The organism is Halopiger djelfimassiliensis (genome assembly GCF_000455365.1).
Taxonomy (GTDB): domain Archaea; phylum Halobacteriota; class Halobacteria; order Halobacteriales; family Natrialbaceae; genus Halopiger_B; species Halopiger_B djelfimassiliensis.
In genome coordinates, this window is record NZ_HG315686.1 from 21,939 (window position 1) to 41,684 (window position 19,746).

Here is a 19,746-nt window from a genome sequence, read left to right on the forward strand (position 1 = left end):
GTGGCGGCTTCGAGACCGCCGCTGTGGTCGGTAATCCACCCTTACCGTCCGAAAGCGCATCCCGGCAGTAATCAGTTCTTGTGATAGTAATCGTAAAGAGACAAGAACGAACTGTGATAGCTTCGTTGGACGGGCGATGATCGGCCAACGACGGACGAACCGCGAATCGCTGGGGACGACGATGCACAATGCGGTAACGTCGGTGCTGTTCGGACGAACGGACGCCACGACGATCGAGGAGTGTCGCCGCTGCGGGAACGCGGCCGCTCCGACGGAGACCGCATGTCCCGTCTGTGGCTGTGACGACATCGTTACGTACCGGATCGGCTGACGGCGGGACCGCTCACTCGAGCGGGAGCGCGTCCGTCTCGATCCCGTCCCGGCGGCCACGGAGGACGTCGAACCGGTCGTCCCGTCGCGACTCGAGCCAGTACAGCAACCGCGTTGCCCACTCGAGTTTCCGCGCTTTCGGCTCGCCGACGGACGGATCGTCGACGTCCCAGCCGACGAAGACGAGTCGATCGGCACCCAGATGATCGGCGAGAAACGCCGCCCGGTCGCCGTCGGTGAACCCGCCGAAGTTCCGGACGGGACCGCGTGGTGCTGCCTGCGTCGTCGGAAGGACGTACTCGTCGACACAGGTCGGGACGACGGACCGAACCGCAGGGATGTTGTCACCGTGAGCGTGGACCGCGACCGGAACGTCGCGTTCGGTCAGCCGGCGAACCGTCTCCGGGTTCTTGTCGAGATCAGTGACCATGCAGTCGACACCGATGCCGTGTTCCTCGAGCGTATCCGCCGCCGTCGAGGCCGCAAAGACGACGTCCGCCTCGCGGGCGCGTTCGAGTTCGGGTTCGGTCTCGAGCGACGGCCCCGCCCCTGCGATGGCGACGGTCGCCCCACGAGCGGCCGCGACCAACTCGAGGTCGAACGGGTCGGTCAGCGAAACGAGAACGTCACGGGCTTGCTCGTCGGCGGTTCGATCGTATCCGAACTCACGAAGGATAGCTTCGTAAACCGGTTCCCAGTCGTCGAATTCCATGGTTTCGATCGTGTTTCGCCGTCAGATTCGCGATCCGGCGGTATTGCCGGGGCTATCCGACGTTGGACCTCGAGCCGTAACTATCCGTGCATTCGAATCGGCACGCCGTGTCCGTCGCGTCGACGGCGTCGTCACTGGGTGACACAATACCACAATAATTCCGTGTTGTGGGCCGGGGGTCGCCTCCAAAGTACCCCTACCCGGGAGGCCGCCCGGCGTCCACTCCCTCATTTCGAAGCCTCCGGTATAAGCTTTCTCTTACTGTAGTAGCCCGGCAAGCTCTTCGCCAACACGGCGTAGATCGCCGTCTCGGTCGGTAATTCGCCGGGAAACATCGGCGAGTGAGATCGTCGTTCCGAGTAACAGATCGGAACCGGTGGCCCCGCCGTACAGTTCGGCGTCGGTGTCGGCAACGATCGCCGACAGTCGCTTGCGCCGGTCGCCGGAGAGGCCATCGAGTTCGATGATCAGGGGCTGGTACTCGTCGGCGACCTCGGGGTCGATGCCGCGCTCGGCGAGGTGGGTACGAAACTCCCGGCTCGAGCGAATATCCAGCCGCGTGGCCGTGACGTCGTCGCCGGTGACGCGTTCCCGTTCGGTAAACGCTGCGCCGATCAACGCCGCATCGCGCGTTTCGGCGACGTCGTGGGTTCGAATCACGTGTGCGCCGCGCTCGACGGCCATCGACGTCGCCGCTAGACTGACCGGTAACCGCGCGTCGGTCTCGCGGTCGGCGATCTCGCCGAGGAAGTTCTTCCGGTTGATCGAGACCAGCATCGGCCGCTCGAGCGCACGGAACTCCCGGAGCCGGCGGAACGTTTCGCGGTCGTCGGCGAGGGTCTGAGCCTCGCTCCACCCGCCGAAGGCGGGATCGACGATCGTCTTGTCCGTCAGGCCGTTCTGTTTCAGCGCCTCGTACACCTGGTCGACGTAGTCGGCGTCGGCCGCCCACTTGGGGGACTTCCGGGTCTCCCAGTCGGTTTCCTCCACCGCACCGGGTCGGTCGAGATCCGGCGGACTCGCCATCTTCGCGACGGCGGCGTCGTGTTCCTCACAGACGGTCGGCATCTCGGGGTCGGCGAACCCACAGATGTCGTTGACCATGTCGAACCCCTTCGAGAGCGCCTCGTCCGCGACCGCGGCGTATCGGGTTTCGATCGAGAACACCGCGTCGCCGGAAACGCTTTCGATGGTCTCGAGCGCGACGTGGAGCCGCTCGAGTTCCTCCTCGGCAGAGAGAACCTCGAACCGCTTGTTGGCCGACTCGAGGCCGATATCGACGATGTCGGCCCCTTCGTCGATGAGTTCCTCGTCGACGTACTGCGCTGCTTCGCCGGGGTCGTCGTAGACGCTCGGATCGTAGGGGGATTCCTCGCTAACGTTTAAGACGCCCATGATCCGGGGCGGATAATCGTCACCGATCCCCAGCCCGGCCGCATCGACGTTGTGCATACCTCGACTGGGGAGAGGAGACGGAAAGGCACCGCGATTGCGGCGAAGGAGGCCCCGTCCCGCGACGGCGAACGGGCGTCGCTCGAGCTGTAGGCAGTGAACTCGAGAGAGCGGATCGTCTGCGAGTGCGTTCGTCGACGGAGACGAGCGCCCGTTTAGGTTCGCTGGCCGACGTTCGACCGTCGATCGTCGGGATTCGGCTCCGCGTCTTCGAGGGGGGCAAGCCGCGAGTCCCGCAGCAGTACTTTCTTGACGATCGATGGGTTCTCGAGCAGGCGGTGTTTCGCGTGGGCACCGCGCCCGCGGCCGCGACCCTCGCGTTCGGACTGGATCACGTTGAGGAAGTTCTGTTCCTGCAGGATCTCCTGGACGCGACGCTCCGAGAGCACGTCGAAATCGAGTTGTCGAGCGACTTCCTTGTACTGGTTGTAGATGATCTTCGTCGGGAATTCCTTTTCCGTGCTGTTCTCGGTCAGCAACGTCAGCGAGTAGAGGATCGCCTTGGCCTGCTGTGGGGAGCCTTCGATCAACTCGTTGAACCGGTCGGCCTCGGTTTTTTCCTTCGCGTCGCGGACGTGGTCGGCGGTGACGCGAGTATCGTTTTGCTTCTTTGCGATCCGGCCCGCGTTTCGAAGGATGTCGATCGCTTTGCGCGCATCACCGTGTTCCTGGGCGGCGAGCGCGGCGGTCAGCGGAATCACGTCGTCGGAGAGCACGCCGTCGTGGAACGCGTCGCGGCGTTTCTCGAGGATCTCGACGAGTTGATTCGCGTCGTACGGCGAGAAGACGAGTTCGTCCCGCGAGAGGCTCGATTTGACCCGTTCCGAGAGATGGTCGGGGAAGTCGATCTTGTTCGAAATGCCGATGATACCGATGCTCGAATCCGAGATGCGCCGGTTCTCGCCGGCCCGAGAGAGTTTGCGCAACACCTCGTCGTCCTCGAGCATGTCGATCTCGTCGAGGATGACGATCGTCACGTCGGTACACTGATCGACGGCCTGCCAGAGCCGTTTGTAGTAATCCCCCGTCCCGAGACCACGGTCGGGAACGGTCGTCCCGCTCCGGTCGGGTTCGTTGACGATCTGGGCGATCGTCTTGATGATCGACGCCTCAGTGTTCTGTTCGCCACAGTCGATAAACGCGTACTTCACCGTGACGTCGTCGCGTCTGGCCTCCGAGATCACCCGTTTGGTGACCGACCGCGAGATGAGCGACTTCCCCGTCCCGGTCTTTCCGAAGATGAACAGGTGGTTGGGCTCGCTCCCGAAGATCGCCGGATTCAGGGCGTCCGCAACCCGCTGCATTTGCTCGTCGCGTCCGACGATCCGGTCCGGACCGGGAAGATGTGTGATCTCGAGCAGGCGCTCGTCGGCAAAGACCGGATCGTCGTACCGAAAGAGTGGATCACGATCGTCGTTGGCGGACATTGCAGTACCGGGTGTCTTCCGGCTGGATTGAAATAAAGGTATGGAGATCGATCGCGGATGTAAATAGACCGGTATATGGACTGAGGCGCACGTTTTCGGGCATCGATCCGTTACCGATCAGTAACGCCGGCATCGCGCTTCTAACCGGAGCGAAACGCTGCCTCGAGACCGCCGTTCGAACACGGACACCCCCGTCGCGGATGTAACGGCGTTGACGACCGTTCGACGGGGCAAATCGGGACCGACGGAATTCGAATCCGATCGGGGAACCGAGTTCCGATCTCGAGTGACCGAAGAATCCAGCCCGTTCGATCCGGAAAACTACCATCTGACTCTCGGCGACCGGCGGACATCGATGGCCGTTCGGGGCACACACCCCCGTCGCGGATGTAACGCCGAACGGGTGGGGTGTCTTCGATCTGATCGTGGAATATCCGAGAAAGCAGCCCCGAAATCGCACGATTTTACATCCGCGACAAAGGTGTGTTCCGAAACAGGGGTCCCCCACCGACGAGGGCTTACAAACGCGAGGGGGGTGTGTCCGTCTCACATCACACGCACGGCCGTTTCGATGCGTACCACGGCGGCTGTTTTCGAGTGGTTTCGACACACAGGCGGCTCCCCTGGATCACCGGACTACTCGAGCGATCGCACCGCTACAACAGGATCCACAACTCATCATCTACTAGCTATCTACTAGCTAGTTCCGAGGCCAAGAAGAAAGAAAGGAAGACAGAAACAGCACAGCAAGAACCGAACAGGGAATCCTCGAGAACCCGTTCTTTCCAGTCTCCGACCCTATCACTTCCCGCAACGGTCTCGAGCGCGCTCCTTTTGGACGTGCGCTCGATAGTTCGCGTATGCTCCGGACTGGAATCGACGTTCCTTACCGCTGGAAACGCTTGCAACCGTTCCCCCTCGGACGGACGGTCGGTTTGCTTACTCGTGCCTTCGAGACGACAGCGGTGAGACAGCAATGAGTACGGACGACTCCAACGCCGAGCGGCAGGCGCATCGCACGTCCCCTGCAGTCGCCGTCGTCGATGCCCAGTCTCCCGGCAACGTCGGGACCATCGCTCGAGCGATGAAGAACTTCGGATTCGAGGACCTCCTGCTCGTCGACCCGCCGGAACTGGATCCCGACGGCGAGGCCTACGGTTTCGCAGGGCACGCTCGAGAGGACGTGTTGCCGAACGCGACCGAAGTTACCTTCGACCACCTCGTCGAGAACTACCATACGATCGGCTGTACGGCGGTCACGAACGAAGACGACCGTAGCCACGTCCGGTTTCCGTTCTCGACGCCGGCGGATCTCGCGGCTCGATTGCCGACCGTCGAAGCGCCGACCGCACTCGTCTTCGGGCGCGAGCGTGTCGGACTAACCAACGAGGAGCTCGCCCGGATCGACGAGATCTGTTCGATTCCGGCAAGCGCCGAGTATCCCGTTCTCAACCTCGGACAGGCTGCCACCGTTACCCTCTATGAACTTCGGTCGGTAACTCTCGCGGACGACGAGACCCAGCTTCCCGACCTCGAGCGCGTTCGGGCTCCCGAACCGACGATCGATCGGCTCTACGAACAGTGGGCGGCCCTGCTTGAGGAGATCAACCACCCGCCCGAAAAACGCGAGAAGACGATGCGGATGCTTCGGCGGGTGTACGGACGGGCCGATCTGACCGAACGCGAGGCCAACACGCTCATCGGATTGCTCCGTCGGGCGACGGAGCGGCCGGCCGAACGGTAGGTCGATCCCACGTCACACGACGGGGTCGGTTGCGGCCGGCACCGGCACGGCCGGCAGGGCCATCACAGTGATGTAGCCGTAGCGACCAGCAACACGGGATGACCACCCTCGACCGACGAACGACCCTGTGTCTGCTGGGCACGGGAACGGCAGCGCTGGCCGGCTGTTCGGAGACGACGGACGATACTGACGGAGCGACCCAGTCGGACCCATCCGGGTCCGACGGCGATCCGGAGCCGACGATCGACGGCGATGGGAACATCCCGCCGTACGCGTCGATCTTCCCCCGAACCGACCGCTCCGAATCCCTCTACGGGACGATCGACGTCGGCACGATGCGGTCGTTACTCGAGGACGAACCTGCCGCGGAAGGCGAGGAACCGACGGACCCGCTCGTCAGGAACCCGGTCGTCATGGCGTTTCGTTGCCTGTACGGCCTCGGCGTGCTGGGGAATACGGACGGGTATCCCGCCTACAACGAACACAACGAGACTACCGACGGCGAGGAAACGTTCATCTTCGCCGACGGAGTCTATGCCCTCGTCGGCCGATACGATTTCGACGGGGTGACGGCCGCCCTCGAGTCGGCAGGGTACGTTCCGGAGACCGCCGAAGAGACGTACGCCGTCTACACCACCGACTCCGGCGGCGTCGTCGGCGTGACCGACGAGGTGTACGCCTTCGTCGATCCGACCGACGATTCCGTGTCGGAACCGGTCGCTACCGTCGAGCGGACCGTCGCGACGGCGACAGGTGGACAGGAGCCGAAACACGAGACCGACGAGGCGTTCGAGCGACTCCTTCGACTCGGTCGCTCCGACGGGATCACGGTCTGTCTCTCCGCCGCCGACGAGTTCTCGTCGACGAGCCTCGAGACGCTCGCGGAAACGGACGAGGACGCGATCCCGTTCGCGTTCGACGCCTTCGACGGCGCGACCGGCGTCCACCAGCACCTCTCGATCGAGAACGAGGACGCCACTGCCCGGGCTGTCGTGACCTTCGAGGAGTCTATCGACGCGGATCGACTCGAAGCGGAACTCGGATCCGAGGCCGATTCGACGACCGTCGTTCGCGACGACACCGCCGTCTCGGTCGAGGCCGAATACGCTGGCGACTTCGGGGACGGATGACGATCGCGTGCCGACGCCGACCGCGTCGCGGACGCCGCTCACTCGAGAACAGTAGGCAGCGCTGACCCGGATCGGTTCTCCGTTCGGTCAGCCGGCTCCGCTCGTCTATAGCTGTGGTTTCGTCGTCGAAACCCCCGGCTTCTCGTCTGCTTCCGTGTCGCCGAGTTCGGTCCGTTTCGGCCGTGAGACGAACTGTCCCGACTCGGTGACAGTGCCGACCCAGCCACAGTCCGGACAGGCGAACGTTCCCTGTCCGTCGATGAGGTCGTTTCCGCAGTCGGGACAGGAACAGCCGTTGGAGGGGGCAGACGTAGCCTGAACGGACGTCTCCGCTTTCGTTTCGCCCTCCAGCGGGGTCGGGAACTCGCCGGTCCGGAGTTTGGCGATCGCTTCGTCGGTCGTATACGTCGTCTCGCCGTCAGTGTGGGGGAACACGCCGACGAGTTCGTCGTCTCGATAGAGTTCGAGGCACAGAAGCGGCGTCACGAGTAACTCCGTTGTTTCGCCGGTCACCTGCGACGTTCTCGTGCGCTCTCTGAACGGCGGTCGGATGCTCACGCCGTGGCGGTCGGCCCAGTCGAGAAACCGATCGTATCGCTCTCGAACCTCCTGATGGGGGCTCGAGTCCGACCGGGAGACTTCCTTGGGCCAGCTCCGGATCAGGAGATCGTCGATCGTCCCCTCCGATTCACACACCTGCAACGTTTCGATCTGGCTGTCGATCGGTTCCAGGAGTAACGGTGCACGGACGTGGCAGACGACGGTTAGCTCGGGTGACGCGTCGCTCATTGGTTCTCGTCGGATTGTCCAACGTCTCCACTAATAAACGTTCCCGGGTGAGAATATGTGACAAGAGGCGGTATCGACGGGACCTCGTACGGTTTTCGAGATCACACGAAATGACGCCGCTCCGTCGCGGTTATTGCTCGATATCGGCCGATTCGGCGTCGGCGGATACGCCGCCATCGGTTCGGGGCTGAGCACGGTCGTGCGCCCCGTCGTGTGACGGTGCCGTCGTCGGCTCTCTCCACGACCGCAGGAGTCGACGGAGCGCGCGCCGCTTGACGAGGCTGAAACCTGCCAGGATCGTCACGAGGCCGACGATCGTCAGCGAGTCGACGACCGATCCGAGAACGAGCCAGCTGACGAGGATAGCCACCGCTGGCTCGGCGTAGCCGACGAGGTTGACCTGAATCGCGCCGCTTCGATCGAGCAGCTGGAAGTACAGCAGGAACGCGAAGACCCCGGAGACGAGGGTGAGATAGAGATACGAGAGGATCGCTGTCGACGTAGCCTCGATCGCTGCTATCGATTCCCCGCGCAGGAGTGCCCACCCGAGCAACACGCCGGCCCCGATCAGCATCGCCCACGCTTCCAGCGACTCGAGCGGGAGCTCCGATTCGATCGGTCTAACGAGCACGCCGCCGAGCGCGAACGCGACCGCAGCGCCGAAGACGAGCGCAGCACCGACCGTCATGGTATCCCCGAGGATGGCCGGATCCGGTCGAACGACGAGGACGACGCCGATCAGTCCCAGGGCGAACCCAACGAGACCGAGCCGACCCAGTCGCTCGTCCGGAAGCAACACGCTGGCGAAGGCCACGGTGAGGATCGGCGCGGTGCTGATGATCGTCGCGGCGACCGCACCGGAAACGTACAGTTCGCCGATATACAGCAGGCCGTGATAGAGCGCGATCACGAAGACGCCGGCGACGGTTACGGCGAGCCACTCCCCTCGACCCTGCGGCCACACCCGATCGGCGACGAGAGACGCGTATCCGAGGACGATCAGCCCCGCCAGAGCGTACCGTAGACCCGCGAACAGCAGCGGTGGAACGTGCTCGAGTCCGACTTCGATCGCCACGAACGAACTTCCCCAACAGAGTGCCAGCATCGAAAAGAGTACCGCGTCGCGGTACCCGGCTGGCAGGATCTTCGAGTGAGTCATATCCAGTTCGAAGCTATCTCTCGTATTTAGGTCCTTCTACAACGAACGCCGAATATCTGAATTGAAAACCACACATATGGATCAGACACAAACAGAACCCGAATACCGGTATAAAGTTGTAGAAACCTCCAATTACCTCAGTCGGGAGATATTTGTATCGCACCGCCGATCGTCCACGTATGGACGAGCGCGACGTTCGATTGTTGAAGGCCATCTCCGAACTCGGAACGGGGAGTCCCGAACGACTCCACGAAGAAACGGGCATCCCCGTCTCGACCATTCACTACCGCCTCTCGAACCTCCGGGAGGAGGGAGTGATTACGAACGATCGGTACGACATCGACCTCGAGAAACTCGGACTCGGCGTCACCGTGATCGTCGAGGTGCACGCCGATTATCAGGGTTCCTACGAGACGTTCGCGGATCGACTGCTCACGGTCGAAGGGGTCACCAACGTCTTCTTTACGATGGGGAAGACGGACTTCATCGTCGTGGCCCGACTGAGCGACAGCGACATGGTCGAGCGACTCATCGCGGACTTCGAGCAGCTAGAGGGCGTCGAACGGACCGACTCGACGTTCGTGATCTCCGCAATCGAGGAACGGGATGCGCTCCAGAGTTACGAGTTAGAGACGTTGCTCGAGGAACTGGTCGACGCGTAGCGCACCATCCGTCGATGTTCGAAACCATCCATCGGTATGAGTCGTTCTCGAAGGTGACTGGCTCGTCCTGGCACAGCAGTGGTCGCCGTATCACCGACGGGTGTAAGGCACGCCAGATGACCGTGAGTCACGTCGAATCCGGCTCGGTGTTGCGAAGACACCGTTTCAGGACGTATGTTCCTCCGCCGATTCCTGCGAACGTCCCCACGACGCCGAATCCAGGGAGACCATCGCCAGCGCCGTCGGTGGTGCCGTCGTCCTGCCATTGAAGAACCGGATAGTCGTCAGGAGCGGTCTGAACCGCCCACGTTTCCTCGAAATCGAGGCCTTCCATAGCATCTCTCGCAGTCTTGCCTTGCATTTCGGCCGCCGTGAGACCAGTGACGTCACCGTCGCCCGATCCAATTCCTTCGGACTGGCCTGATGATTCGGTGTCCCAGTACCCGGCTGTCACCAGATCATCTTCATGAGATCCAACGAAGCCGCCGATATTCTCCTCGCCAGTCACGTCGCCAGCCACCCATGACTCCGCCACCTCGCCATTGTGGTTCCACCCAACGAGGCCGCCAACGTTCCGGTTGCCAGTGATTTGGACATCACTTACAGACGACTCTCCCACCTCGCTGGGGTTGTACCCGACGAGGCCGCCGACATGCCGGTTGCCAGTGATTTGGACGTCATTCACAGACGATTCCGTTACCTTGCCATAGTTCCCCCCGACGAGGCCGCCGACCTCCTCGTTGCCGTCAGTTATTTCGGCGATACTCACGGATGACTCCGCCACTTCACCGGAGCTGCCGTTCGACCCAACGAGGCCGCCGACCCGCTTGTTCCCAGCAATCTCAGCGTCAGTAATAATTACATTCTTAACTGTTCCACCGTTTCCACCGAAGAACCCAACACAATTCGCTGCTGATCGTTTGATCTCCAGATCAGCGATCTCGTGGCCGTTTCCGTCGAACGTTCCGGTAAACTCGAGACCTGGGCAGATCCCACCATCACCGATCGGCTCCCATCCATCCTCGGGGTCGCCGACGTGCTCGTCGTACCCCGCCGTCTCCTCGTCGAGATCAGTCACCAGCACGTAGTCGCCATAGAGATCGTTCCGGATGGCGTTCAGGTCGTTCCAGTCTTCGATCTCGGTGGCATTTTCCTGTGTGTCCTCGTCGTCCGTGGTCGCGGCACGGACGGCCCCACCAGTGGTTCCAACGCCCAACGCGGTCCCAAACCCGGCTGCTCCGACCCCGTGGAGAACACTTCGACGGTCGACGTGCGATATACTCGAATCAGCAGCGTCGTCGCTCATGAATGTAATACTGCTAAGATAATTATGATAGGTGTTGCGATACGAACCGAGGGTATTTTCTCTCTGGGTGACCTGCAGTCGACCCGCTCGCACGGCTTGAGAGAGGGTTCCTTTCCCCGTGGCACAAACCATCTGCCCCCTCTGAATTGCGCCCTTCGAGGAGGCCCACGAAAAAAGCCGAACCACACTGCGTTCGGCGTCTGTTCTCACTACCATTCCACACTGAAGAATATCACGGCCCGGGGCCTTCGTATCGTCTGAGTAGCGGGACAGTCCGAAAGCGAAAAACGGACCGATCGTCAGCGGTTTCGACGCTACCCGGTCACACGGGGTTCAGGCTCGCTTCTGAATCTCCTCGCGGAGCAACTGGCTCACGAGGTCGCCGTCGGCTTTCCCGCGGAGCGCGCCCATGCACTCGCCCATGAGCCCCGAGAACGCCTGCATGCCTTCTTCTCGGACCTGCGTTTCGTTCCGTTCGACGACCTCCACGACGGCTTCGCGGACTTCTTCCTCGTCGGCCCCGCCGAGACCCGCTTCCTCGGCCGCCGCCTCGGCGGTCAGGTCGGGATCCTTCGCGAGCGCCGTCAGGAGGTCCGGCACGCCTTCGTTCGGCAGGTCGCCGTTCTCGACCATCTCGAGGGTCTCCGCGAGGTGGTCGTCCGTCAGGTTCTCGACGGTCACCTCGTCCCGCCGCAGTTCCGTCAGGGTCGATTCCAGCGTCGTCGCGGCCAGCGTCGGGTCGATCCCGTCGGCGACGACGTCCTCGAACAGCGGCATATACTCGCCGTAGGCGACCTGTTCGGCCAGTCCCGCGTCGAGTCCGTACTCGTCCTGGTAGCGGTCGACCTTCTCGGTCAGCAACTCGGGTTCGGGCACGTCGCTCGGATCCGGTTCCACCGGCGGGACGTCCGTCTCGGGGTACATCCGCGCCGCACCGGGAAGCGGCCGCAGGTAGCGGGTCGTTCCGTCGTCGTTCGCGCCGCGGGTCTCCTCGGGGACGCCCTCGAACGCGGTTTCGGCCCGCTCGGCGGCGGCTTCGATCGCGGCCTCGGCGACGTCCGTGTCGTCGGCGACGATGGCGACGGCGTCCTCCGAACCGGTGCCGACCGCCTCGTGCAGCGCCGCGACCTCGTCTTCGGTGACGCCGTAGGCGGGCAACTCGTCCGTATGGAAGATGCCGCCAGCGCCGTGGCGTTTCGCGTGGTCGGAAAGTTCCGTCCCGAGACGGCGGTCCGGCGCGATCTCGCGGCCGACGAGACCGTCGAAGCCGTAGAGGGGGACGGCCATCACGGTGCCTCCCGCGTTCAACGCACCGGCGATAACGCCGCTGTCGGTGTCCTCGAACACGCCGGTCACGTCCTGTACCTCGCCAACCGATCCGTCGCGGTCCCGTAGCTCCTCGGCGATCTCGACCAGTTCGACCTGCCGGGCGACCTCGTTGCGGACGATGTCGTCGATGTCGTCCAAGCTCTGGACGCCCTTGATCTCGACGCGAGCGCCCTCCTCGATCGAGACGTTGACGTCCTGTCGGATCGTCCCGAGACCGCGCTTGACTTTCCCCGTCGAGCGAAGCAGCATGCCGATGCGTTCGGCGGCCTCGAGTGCCTGGTCGGGCGTCGAGATGTCCGGACTCGTCCCGATCTCGACCAGCGGAATCCCGAGCCGATCGAGGCTATAGCGGACGCCGTCGTCGGTTTCCGCGACGCGCTGGGCGCTTTCCTCCTCGAGCATGAGGTCCTCGATGCCGACCGGCCCGTCGCTGGTCTCGATCTCGCCGTCGGTCGCGATCAACGTCGAGCGCTGGAACCCCGACGTGTTGGAGCCGTCAACGACGATCTTTCGCATGACGTGGGCCTGATCGACTGGCTCCATATCGAGCAGCTGGGCGATCTCGAGCGTCGTTTCGAGGGCCTCGGCGTCGAGTTGGTGGGGCGGCTCGTCGTCTTCCTCGACCAGACAGGTCGAATCGTACGCGAGGTACTCGAACTCGCGGTCGACCTTGCTCTCCTCGAGGGCGGCCTCGTCGATCTCGCCCAGTTCGCTTCGGGTCGGATGGAGGTACCGCGTGAACGTCCGCGTCGACTCCTCGGGTTCGCGAAGGGTGGTCGGACACTGACAGAACAGCTTCGTCGCCGTCTCGAGTTGCTGGTGGATCTCCAGCCCGGCGACGAGTCCGAGCTCGTCGTAGTCGTACTCGGTTTCGGTCATTGACGGCCACTCGGTGGCGGAGGGGTAAAAAACCGTCCAGTCCGGGTTCGGACGCAGGCGTCCGGCTAGTCGTCCATCGACAGGTCGAACCCACCCTCGAACACGACGTCGCCGCGCATCGTCTCCGGATGATACTCGCAGTAGTACTCGGCCGCGTCCTCGCTCGCCTCGAAGGTCATCGAAACGGCCTCTCCCGCCGTCTCCGACGAGTCGGACTCCTCGAGTTCCTCGCCGTCCGCCGACTCGACGATCAGTTCGTGTTCCGCGCCGTCGACGTTGATCCAGACGAGTTCGTACTCCCGGCCGGCCTCGAGGTTCAACGGCGGATTCTCCTCGCCTTCGATCTCCGCCGGCGCGATGCCGTACCAGTACTCGGTTCGACCGGCGAGGATGATCGACAGGCGGTCGCCGTCACCCGCTGTTCCGGAGCCATCGGTCTCACTCCCGTCGGACCCGTGGTGCTCGTTGTGATGCCCGTCATCGTGGTGGGTTCCGTCTCCGTCGTCACCTTGAGCGCCTGCAGTGCCTGCGATCCCGGCAGTCGCGGCTATCGCACCGACACGTTTCATCGCCGTTCGCCGAGTGTGTCCGGGTTCGTTCATACGACTCGCTCGAGGCACCGGTCGAAGAAAAACACGAACGTTCGTTTCTCGCCCCAGACTGACATTGAGAGCCGAACCGGCTGGCCCCAGTCGCTACCCCCGAATGGAATCGATTCGCGGTTTCCGTAGCGGACTATTACGCCCACTCGAGCGCTTCGAGCCGTCGCGAAGTGATGTTTTCAACCGCGTCGTTCCCCCGTCGAGCCGACCGTCGTCGGCTGTGACCGGCTCTCGACCGCGTTGCCGACCGTGTCGAGTACCGTCTCCGGTGTCACCTCGGGCACCGTCTCCGGCGTCGTTTCGAGCGCCGTTGACTCGTCGACCCGCTCGAGTATCGTTCCGCCGACTCCGTCGCGGTCGACACAGACGGCCACGTCGGCTTTGCGAACCAATCGTTCGGCTGTCGTCCGTGCCCCGGCGGAGAGCGGTTCGAACGGCTCGACTGCGAGCGCATCGACGCCGAGCGAGCCAGCGGTTTCGGCCGCCATCCCCCCGTCCGGAACCGGCCCGAGAGTGGGTTCGATTCCGGCTGCCTCGAGTCGAGCAACGACGCCAACGGCGGCGCTCCCCGTGCCGAAAACGTGAACCCTGTTCGGAAGCCGGTCCGTCTCGCGGCCGTCTCCGAGCGCGGTCACCGTCTCGGTCCCCGTGACCGGGTTCGCCAGCACGACCGCGTTCGCGCCGAAGGCATCGGCGAGCGCCTCCCCCGTCATCACCGTCGACGGCGGTCCCGACCGATCGATCGACCCGTCGGCGAGCAACGCCAGCCGATCGCAGTACCGGGCGGCAAGCTCGAGGTCGTGGATCGCCGCCACGACCGTCTTCCCCTCGTCGACCAGCCGGCGGACTAGCTCGAGCGTTCCGATCTGGTGGTTGACGTCGAGGTTCGCGGTCGGCTCGTCGAGCACTAGGACGGGCGTCTCCTGTGCGATGGCGCGAGCGAGCACGACCCGCTGTCGCTGGCCGCCGCTTACCTCGTCGATCGGCCGGTCGGCCAGATCGGCCGTCCGGGTTCGCTCGAGGGCCGACTCGACTGCGGCCCGGTCGGCCGCCGTCGGCGAGGAGAACCGCGACCGATGGGGGTGGCGACCCATCTCCACGACGTCGCGGACGGGGAAGGAAAACGACAGCGTCGTGTCCTGTGGCACGGTCGCCACGAGCCGACTCGAGGTCCGCGACGAGACCCCGTGGATCTCCACGCCGTCGACCTCGACGGTACCCGAATCCGGATCGAGCGCGCCGCTGATTGCCCGTAACAGCGTCGTTTTCCCGGCCCCGTTGGGACCGACGAGGCCGACGAACTCGCCGGCCTTGACGGTCAGTGAAACGCCCTCGAGCACCGAGAGGTCCCCGAACGACAGCGAGAGGTCGTCGACGGTGATCGTCGCCGGTTCGGGGGCCGACGGCTCGGCGTCGGGTGCTGACCTGCGGTCGTCGTCGGGCCGATCGGCCCCCGTCACAGCGAGTGCACCTCCCGGCGGACGAGCAGGAACAGGAAAAACGGGGCTCCGAACGCCGCCGTCACGATGCCGACCGGGACGACCGCCGGGCCGATCCGAGCGATCGTATCGGTCACGACCAGAAACGACGCCCCGGCGATCGCGCTGGTCGGCAACAGGATTCGGTGGTCGGGTCCGACGACCAGCCGCATGATATGCGGGACGACGAGGCCGACGAAGCCGATAACGCCCGCGACCGCGACCCCGGCGGCGGTGACGACGCTCGCAAGCGCGAGCAGAAGGAGTTTGGTCCGTTCGACTTCGACGCCGAGGTGGTGAGCGTCCTCCTCCCCGAGCAACAGGACGTTCAGATCACGTGTAAACGCACAGAGGACGAGCACGCCGCCGAGTGCGATCGGCAACGCGAACCGGACGTCGCTCCACTGGCTGTCGTTGAGATGGCCCATCAGCCAGAAGACGGCCTCCCTGAGCGAGTCGCCGCTGTGGACGAGCATATACGAGATCATCGCGCCGAGAAAGGCCTGGACGGCGACGCCGGCGAGCAACAGCGTTGCGACCGGCGTTCGGCCCCCCTCGGTCGCGATCGCGTAGACGAGAAACGCCGTCGCCAGCGCGCCGACGAACGCGGAGAGTTGCAGGCTTCCGAACGGGACCAGCGCGGGAAACGCGATCGCGGCGACCGCACCGGCGGCGGCACCCGAGGAGACGCCGATGATCGACGGATCGGCGAGCGGGTTCCGAAAGAACCCCTGCATGACCGTTCCCGCGGCGGCCAGCGCGAACCCGACCGTCGCCGCCAGCGCGATCCGCGGCAATCTGATGTCCGCGACGATGGCCTGTCTGGTCTCGGGGACGTCGAACGAAAAGACCGGTGCGTACTCGAGCGCGGGCACCGGAACGGCGACACCGAGCACTGGAACCGACGCACTCGAGACGGTCACGCCGGCGGGAACGACGATCGCGTTCAGCGTCGCCATCGCGACGGTCGCGAGGTCGATCCTGACCGGGCCGAGTGCGGCGCTTGTGAGAACGACGGCGAGCAGTACGACGAGCAACCCCGCCGACCACGCCGCCGTCCGGGCCGGCCGGTACATACACGCCAACCTAGCTTGCAGTAGGCAAATATTTGTTGACGTACGGTGGAGGTCAACCCGATGCGAAGACACGTTTCCGTCCTTCTGGCAGCGTTGCTCGTCGTTTCGTCGTTCGCTCCCGTCGCAACTGCCCAGTCGGACGACGAGCCCGGATCGACCGTCGAGTGTGCGTTCCCGCTCGAGGTGACCGACGCCACGGGCGAGACGATCACGCTCGAGGAGGCACCCGAGTCGGTCGTGGCGCTCCAGCCGAGCGACGCCCAGACGATGTTCGAGATCGGTGCCGAGGACCGTCTCGTCGGCATGCCCGACAACCCGGCGACGAGCGGTCTCGAGAGCGGCGATCGAACTGCCGTGACCGATGGCTACGAGGTGCTCTCCGAGCGGGTGGTCGACCTCGATCCGGATCTCGTGTTGGCCGCCAACGTAACGCGGGACGGGACCATCGACCAGCTTCGTAGTGCCGGACTCACCGTCTATCACTTCGCGGACGCCGAGTCGCTCGCGGACGTCCGCGAAAACGTAGCGACGACCGGTCGGCTCACCGACGAGTGCGACGGGGCCGCCGAAACGATCGACTGGATGGACGAGCAACTCGGGATCGTCGAACGGGCGCTCGAGGGCGAGGACCGACCGCTGGCGTACTACGCGATGGGTGACGACGGGCAGACGGCCGGTACCGAGACGTTCATCCACGAGGTCCTGACGACCGCCGGCGTCGAGAACGTCGCCGAGCGGGCGGGCATCTCCTCATGGGAGCAGCTCAACCCCGAAACGGTCGTCGACGAGAACCCAGACTGGATCATCTACCCGGACCACAGGGACGAACCGCCGATTCCGGCTTCGGTCGAGGCGACGACAGCCTATCGGGACGATAACGTCCTCGCGGTCGACGCGAACCGGATCAGCCAGCCCGCGCCGCAGGTCGTCTCCGCCGTCGTCGAAATCGTCGAGACGATCCACCCCGATGCCTACGAGCAGGCCAGTGCGGACCTCGAGACGACCGACGCCGGCGACGAGCGGGGCGACGCCGAAGGTGGCGAGAACGCGATCCCCGGATTCGGGGTCCCCGCCGCCGTCGTCGCCCTGCTGGCCGTCGGGTTCGTCGCACGGCGGCGATAACCCGAACTCGGCCGCCGGCAACGGTTCTACGCGACGTTCGACTCGACTCCAGTCCCTCGTTTCGGCTGATCGTCTCGCTTTGAAAAGCGTTTACTCGCCTGACCTCCCAGGAAAGCGCATGGTCGAGAACGTCATCTGGCCCGCCTATCTCGACGCGAGCCTCTCGCGGTCGGAGGGCCGACGCGTGTCCGAGGATCTGGCGGTCGAGGAACCGACGGTCGACGAGATCGCAAAGGCAGTCCAGCAGATCGGCTACGACGCCACGATCGAGCGGGACAAAGCCTACTCCCGGGAGCACTGGGCCGACCGCGGCCGGGTCGTCGTCCGCGGGGCCGACGACTCGACGAAAAACGACCTCGTCCAGGCCGTCGCGGCGTACGTCGTCGCGATGCGCGAGTGAGCCCGATGCGTCGGATCGGCGGGGTCGTCCGCACCGCACAGGGCCTTGCAGTCCTGCGGGCGGACGCCCCGGACGACGACCGCGGAACCGATCGGTACCGCGACGAGATCGGGACCGTCGTCCTCGACGATTCGCTCGAGGAGGTCGGCCGGGTCGTGGACGTGTTCGGCCCGGTCGCCGAACCCTATCTGGCGGTGACCCCGGACGACGACGTCCACCTGCCGTCGCTCGTCGGTGCGACACTGTACGCACGGTAGGTTCGATCGACGCCGACGCGAGGACGGTTCTCGAGCGGTAACAAAAGCACCATAGGAACGGGGTGCAAACGGCGCGCTATGAACGATCGGACGCGGGTTTTCCTCGCCGTCGGGCTAACAGTACTGCTGTTTCTCGGCGTGCAGCTCGGTGCGCTTGCACTGATCGAGCCGTTCCACGAATCGGAACGGCAGGCCGTCGAGAACCCGGACGACCCGACGAACAGCATCATCTACTTTGGGATCATCCTCGTCGCGACCGCGCTCATGCTCGCGGCGTTCAAATACGACCTCCAGTGGCTCATCCGCGCGCTCATCGTCGGCGTCAGCGTGATGCTCGCGTGGTTCGTCTTCTCGGAGTTCGTGCCATCCGTCCTCACGGTCGGTGGGGTAAACGCCGCCGCCGCCCTCGCCGCCGCCGGCGTCGGGGCCGCGCTGCTGTGGTATCCCGAGTGGTACGTCATCGACGGGACGGGAGTGTTGATGGGGGCAGGGGCCGCCGCCCTCTTCGGGATCAGCTTCGGGCTTCTCCCGGCGATCCTGTTGCTGGGCGTGCTCGCCGTCTACGACGCGATCAGCGTGTACGGCACCGAACACATGCTCGATCTCGCCGAGGGCGTGATGGATCTCAAGATTCCCGTCGTGCTCGTGGTCCCGACGACGCTTTCGTACTCGTATCTCGCCCCGAACAGCGGGGCGGACACGCTCGAGGACGAAACCGCGACCGATGGGGACGGACAGTCGGATCCGAACGCAAACGCCGATTCCGCCTCGAACGCGACCGAAACCGACGACGAACAGGACGGCTCCCTCGATCGGGACGCCCTGTTCATCGGCCTCGGTGACGCGGTCATTCCGACGATTCTGGTCGTGAGCGCGGCCTTTTTCCTCGAGGCCGGCACGCTTTCGGTTCCGATACTCACGGTGAACCTGCCGGCACTGGGTGCGTTGCTCGGGACGATCGCCGGACTGATCGTGCTCATGTATATGGTTCTCGAAGGGCGGGCACACGCGGGGCTGCCGCTGCTCAACGGCGGTGCGATCGGCGGCTATCTGCTCGGTGCGGTCGCGAGCGGTCTCTCCGTTGTGAGTGCACTGGGCCTCTAGAATTCCCCGGTGACGAGCGTCACGTCCACGTCCGATCCGTGTCTCAACCCCGCGATCATGGTGTCGATCCGTTCCGCTTCGGCTTCCCGCTGGAATCCCGGGTGATCGGGATAGATACCGACGACCACGACGTGATCGCCGTCGTGATCGGGCTGTGAAATGTCGACGAAGGCGTCGACCTCCAACGCCCCCTGAAACGACGCTTCGGCTTCGAACGTATCGACCGTGATCGCCCCTCCGAAGGCGTCGACCGTTCGCCGGTGTGTCACCTCGTCTGCGACCTCGAGTTCGTCGTACTGACTCTGGACGCGCTCGGCGATCTCGGCGTGGGTCATGTCGCCGACCGGATTGAAGTGTTCGTCGCCGAGGCTCGCCTTCGGCGTCGTGATAACGCCGAAGACGCCGGATTCGGTTTCGTCTTCGAACGGACCGAGGGCCACGTCGATGGTTCGATGGTAGCCGCTGATGTAGTTCGTCGCTTCGACGCGGGTGCCGAACACGTCTTTCGTCTCGACCGTCCGTTCGGTGCCCTGATAGTCGTACCCGGCCTCGTCCGTGGCCGGTTCGGCGACGGCCGCCGGCGACGCAGCGAACGACGTGAGATCGTCGAGGTACCCGCCGAGACAACCGGCCGAGGCGCTGAGGCCGCCGACGGCAACCGTCGAAACGAACAACCGTCGGTCCATACCGCCTGAACCACCGATCGGCGTATAAATACCCTGTCGCTCCTCACGCCGTGACTACATTCACACATTCCGTCATGAGTTTACCGGGCGTCCCCTCAGCTG

General features: G+C 64.3%; 19 protein-coding genes. 8 read left to right on the forward strand and 11 right to left on the reverse strand.

Features of this window, described 5'->3' with window-relative positions:
- Nucleotides 1-136 precede the first annotated feature (136 nt).
- Nucleotides 137-331, forward strand: a complete 195-nt coding sequence (locus tag TX80_RS11270) for a hypothetical protein (RefSeq protein WP_049923244.1) — start codon at nucleotides 137-139, stop codon at nucleotides 329-331.
- 12 nt (nucleotides 332-343) lie between these two features.
- On the opposite strand, the gene TX80_RS11275 is transcribed toward TX80_RS11270, so the two are convergent.
- The 3 genes from TX80_RS11275 to TX80_RS11285 all read right to left on the reverse strand — a co-directional run bounded on the left by TX80_RS11275 (nucleotide 344) and on the right by TX80_RS11285 (nucleotide 3,921).
- Nucleotides 344-1,042: a 6-hydroxymethylpterin diphosphokinase MptE-like protein gene (locus TX80_RS11275; RefSeq protein ID WP_049923245.1), complete on the reverse strand. Its 699-nt coding sequence runs from the start codon at nucleotides 1,040-1,042 to the stop codon at nucleotides 344-346.
- A gap of 258 nt (nucleotides 1,043-1,300) precedes the next feature.
- On the reverse strand, nucleotides 1,301-2,494 hold the full coding sequence (gene folP / locus TX80_RS11280; protein ID WP_049923246.1) for a dihydropteroate synthase: 1,194 nt from the start codon (nucleotides 2,492-2,494) through the stop codon (nucleotides 1,301-1,303).
- A 155-nt stretch (nucleotides 2,495-2,649) separates the two neighbouring features.
- Nucleotides 2,650-3,921 carry a Cdc6/Cdc18 family protein gene (locus TX80_RS11285; RefSeq protein WP_049923247.1) on the reverse strand — a complete coding sequence of 424 codons (1,272 nt, stop codon included), beginning with the start codon at nucleotides 3,919-3,921 and terminating at the stop codon, nucleotides 2,650-2,652.
- A 976-nt stretch (nucleotides 3,922-4,897) separates the two neighbouring features.
- On the opposite strand from TX80_RS11285, the gene TX80_RS11290 reads away from it, so the two are divergent.
- Both TX80_RS11290 and TX80_RS11295 read left to right on the forward strand, forming a co-directional pair.
- Nucleotides 4,898-5,665: an RNA methyltransferase gene (locus TX80_RS11290; protein ID WP_049923248.1), complete on the forward strand. Its 768-nt coding sequence runs from the start codon at nucleotides 4,898-4,900 to the stop codon at nucleotides 5,663-5,665.
- Between the two features lie 98 nt (nucleotides 5,666-5,763).
- Nucleotides 5,764-6,795 carry a hypothetical protein gene (locus tag TX80_RS11295; protein ID WP_049923249.1) on the forward strand — a complete coding sequence of 344 codons (1,032 nt, stop codon included), beginning with the start codon at nucleotides 5,764-5,766 and terminating at the stop codon, nucleotides 6,793-6,795.
- A gap of 105 nt (nucleotides 6,796-6,900) precedes the next feature.
- Here TX80_RS11295 and TX80_RS11300 read toward each other — a convergent pair whose 3' ends face one another.
- Both TX80_RS11300 and TX80_RS11305 read right to left on the reverse strand, forming a co-directional pair.
- Nucleotides 6,901-7,584 carry an HTH domain-containing protein gene (locus TX80_RS11300; protein ID WP_049923250.1) on the reverse strand — a complete coding sequence of 228 codons (684 nt, stop codon included), beginning with the start codon at nucleotides 7,582-7,584 and terminating at the stop codon, nucleotides 6,901-6,903.
- A 130-nt stretch (nucleotides 7,585-7,714) separates the two neighbouring features.
- Nucleotides 7,715-8,743, reverse strand: a complete 1,029-nt coding sequence (locus tag TX80_RS11305) for a DMT family transporter (RefSeq protein WP_049923251.1) — start codon at nucleotides 8,741-8,743, stop codon at nucleotides 7,715-7,717.
- A 179-nt stretch (nucleotides 8,744-8,922) separates the two neighbouring features.
- Between TX80_RS11305 and TX80_RS11310 the strand changes: the two genes are divergently transcribed.
- A complete protein-coding gene (locus tag TX80_RS11310; protein ID WP_049923252.1) occupies nucleotides 8,923-9,405 on the forward strand; it encodes an Lrp/AsnC family transcriptional regulator in 483 nt (160 codons plus the stop codon).
- Between the two features lie 127 nt (nucleotides 9,406-9,532).
- Here TX80_RS11310 and TX80_RS11315 read toward each other — a convergent pair whose 3' ends face one another.
- From TX80_RS11315 to btuC, 5 genes are all read right to left on the reverse strand, one after another.
- A complete protein-coding gene (locus TX80_RS11315; protein ID WP_154658632.1) occupies nucleotides 9,533-10,711 on the reverse strand; it encodes a hypothetical protein in 1,179 nt (392 codons plus the stop codon).
- 333 nt (nucleotides 10,712-11,044) lie between these two features.
- Nucleotides 11,045-12,919 carry a Glu-tRNA(Gln) amidotransferase subunit GatE gene (gatE, locus tag TX80_RS11320; protein ID WP_049923254.1) on the reverse strand — a complete coding sequence of 625 codons (1,875 nt, stop codon included), beginning with the start codon at nucleotides 12,917-12,919 and terminating at the stop codon, nucleotides 11,045-11,047.
- Between the two features lie 65 nt (nucleotides 12,920-12,984).
- Nucleotides 12,985-13,521, reverse strand: coding sequence for a cupredoxin domain-containing protein (locus TX80_RS11325; protein WP_049923255.1), 537 nt, complete (start codon nucleotides 13,519-13,521; stop codon nucleotides 12,985-12,987).
- A gap of 179 nt (nucleotides 13,522-13,700) precedes the next feature.
- Nucleotides 13,701-14,981 carry an ATP-binding cassette domain-containing protein gene (locus tag TX80_RS11330; RefSeq protein ID WP_049923256.1) on the reverse strand — a complete coding sequence of 427 codons (1,281 nt, stop codon included), beginning with the start codon at nucleotides 14,979-14,981 and terminating at the stop codon, nucleotides 13,701-13,703.
- Nucleotides 14,978-16,075, reverse strand: coding sequence for a vitamin B12 ABC transporter permease BtuC (gene btuC / locus TX80_RS11335; RefSeq protein ID WP_049923257.1), 1,098 nt, complete (start codon nucleotides 16,073-16,075; stop codon nucleotides 14,978-14,980). The genes TX80_RS11330 and btuC overlap by 4 nt, the downstream gene beginning before the upstream one ends.
- A gap of 60 nt (nucleotides 16,076-16,135) precedes the next feature.
- On the opposite strand from btuC, the gene TX80_RS11340 reads away from it, so the two are divergent.
- From TX80_RS11340 to TX80_RS11355, 4 genes are all read left to right on the forward strand, one after another.
- Nucleotides 16,136-17,197 carry a PGF-CTERM-anchored ABC transporter substrate-binding protein gene (locus TX80_RS11340; protein WP_049924053.1) on the forward strand — a complete coding sequence of 354 codons (1,062 nt, stop codon included), beginning with the start codon at nucleotides 16,136-16,138 and terminating at the stop codon, nucleotides 17,195-17,197.
- Between the two features lie 118 nt (nucleotides 17,198-17,315).
- A complete protein-coding gene (srp19, locus tag TX80_RS11345; RefSeq protein WP_049923258.1) occupies nucleotides 17,316-17,597 on the forward strand; it encodes a signal recognition particle subunit SRP19 in 282 nt (93 codons plus the stop codon).
- A 5-nt stretch (nucleotides 17,598-17,602) separates the two neighbouring features.
- Complete coding sequence (locus tag TX80_RS11350; RefSeq protein ID WP_049923259.1) at nucleotides 17,603-17,854, forward strand: H/ACA ribonucleoprotein complex subunit GAR1; 252 nt, start codon at nucleotides 17,603-17,605, stop codon at nucleotides 17,852-17,854.
- Nucleotides 17,855-17,932: 78 nt separating this feature from the next.
- The gene (locus tag TX80_RS11355; protein ID WP_049923260.1) at nucleotides 17,933-18,958 is read left to right on the forward strand and encodes a presenilin family intramembrane aspartyl protease PSH; all 1,026 of its coding nucleotides are present in this window, start codon (nucleotides 17,933-17,935) and stop codon (nucleotides 18,956-18,958) included.
- Here the strand turns inward: TX80_RS11355 and TX80_RS11360 are convergent.
- Nucleotides 18,955-19,644 (reverse strand): DUF6517 family protein, encoded by a 690-nt coding sequence (locus tag TX80_RS11360; RefSeq protein WP_049923261.1) that lies wholly within the window; start codon nucleotides 19,642-19,644, stop codon nucleotides 18,955-18,957. The genes TX80_RS11355 and TX80_RS11360 overlap by 4 nt on opposite strands.
- Between the last annotated feature and the right edge of the window lie 102 nt (nucleotides 19,645-19,746).

Bases quoted from the DNA above. Each gene is read 5' to 3' on its own strand.
- TX80_RS11270 (WP_049923244.1), top strand. From the start codon at position 137: ATGATCGGCCAACGACGGACGAACCGCGAATCGCTGGGGACGACGATG.
- TX80_RS11275 (WP_049923245.1), bottom strand. From the start codon at position 1,042: ATGGAATTCGACGACTGGGAACCGGTTTACGAAGCTATCCTTCGTGAG.
- folP (WP_049923246.1), bottom strand. From the start codon at position 2,494: ATGCACAACGTCGATGCGGCCGGGCTGGGGATCGGTGACGATTATCCG.
- TX80_RS11285 (WP_049923247.1), bottom strand. From the start codon at position 3,921: ATGTCCGCCAACGACGATCGTGATCCACTCTTTCGGTACGACGATCCG.
- TX80_RS11290 (WP_049923248.1), top strand. From the start codon at position 4,898: ATGAGTACGGACGACTCCAACGCCGAGCGGCAGGCGCATCGCACGTCC.
- TX80_RS11295 (WP_049923249.1), top strand. From the start codon at position 5,764: ATGACCACCCTCGACCGACGAACGACCCTGTGTCTGCTGGGCACGGGA.
- TX80_RS11300 (WP_049923250.1), bottom strand. From the start codon at position 7,584: ATGAGCGACGCGTCACCCGAGCTAACCGTCGTCTGCCACGTCCGTGCA.
- TX80_RS11305 (WP_049923251.1), bottom strand. From the start codon at position 8,743: ATGACTCACTCGAAGATCCTGCCAGCCGGGTACCGCGACGCGGTACTC.
- TX80_RS11310 (WP_049923252.1), top strand. From the start codon at position 8,923: ATGGACGAGCGCGACGTTCGATTGTTGAAGGCCATCTCCGAACTCGGA.
- TX80_RS11315 (WP_154658632.1), bottom strand. From the start codon at position 10,711: ATGAGCGACGACGCTGCTGATTCGAGTATATCGCACGTCGACCGTCGA.
- gatE (WP_049923254.1), bottom strand. From the start codon at position 12,919: ATGACCGAAACCGAGTACGACTACGACGAGCTCGGACTCGTCGCCGGG.
- TX80_RS11325 (WP_049923255.1), bottom strand. From the start codon at position 13,521: ATGAACGAACCCGGACACACTCGGCGAACGGCGATGAAACGTGTCGGT.
- btuC (WP_049923257.1), bottom strand. From the start codon at position 16,075: ATGTACCGGCCGGCCCGGACGGCGGCGTGGTCGGCGGGGTTGCTCGTC.
- TX80_RS11340 (WP_049924053.1), top strand. From the start codon at position 16,136: ATGCGAAGACACGTTTCCGTCCTTCTGGCAGCGTTGCTCGTCGTTTCG.
- srp19 (WP_049923258.1), top strand. From the start codon at position 17,316: ATGGTCGAGAACGTCATCTGGCCCGCCTATCTCGACGCGAGCCTCTCG.
- TX80_RS11350 (WP_049923259.1), top strand. From the start codon at position 17,603: ATGCGTCGGATCGGCGGGGTCGTCCGCACCGCACAGGGCCTTGCAGTC.
- TX80_RS11355 (WP_049923260.1), top strand. From the start codon at position 17,933: ATGAACGATCGGACGCGGGTTTTCCTCGCCGTCGGGCTAACAGTACTG.
- TX80_RS11360 (WP_049923261.1), bottom strand. From the start codon at position 19,644: ATGGACCGACGGTTGTTCGTTTCGACGGTTGCCGTCGGCGGCCTCAGC.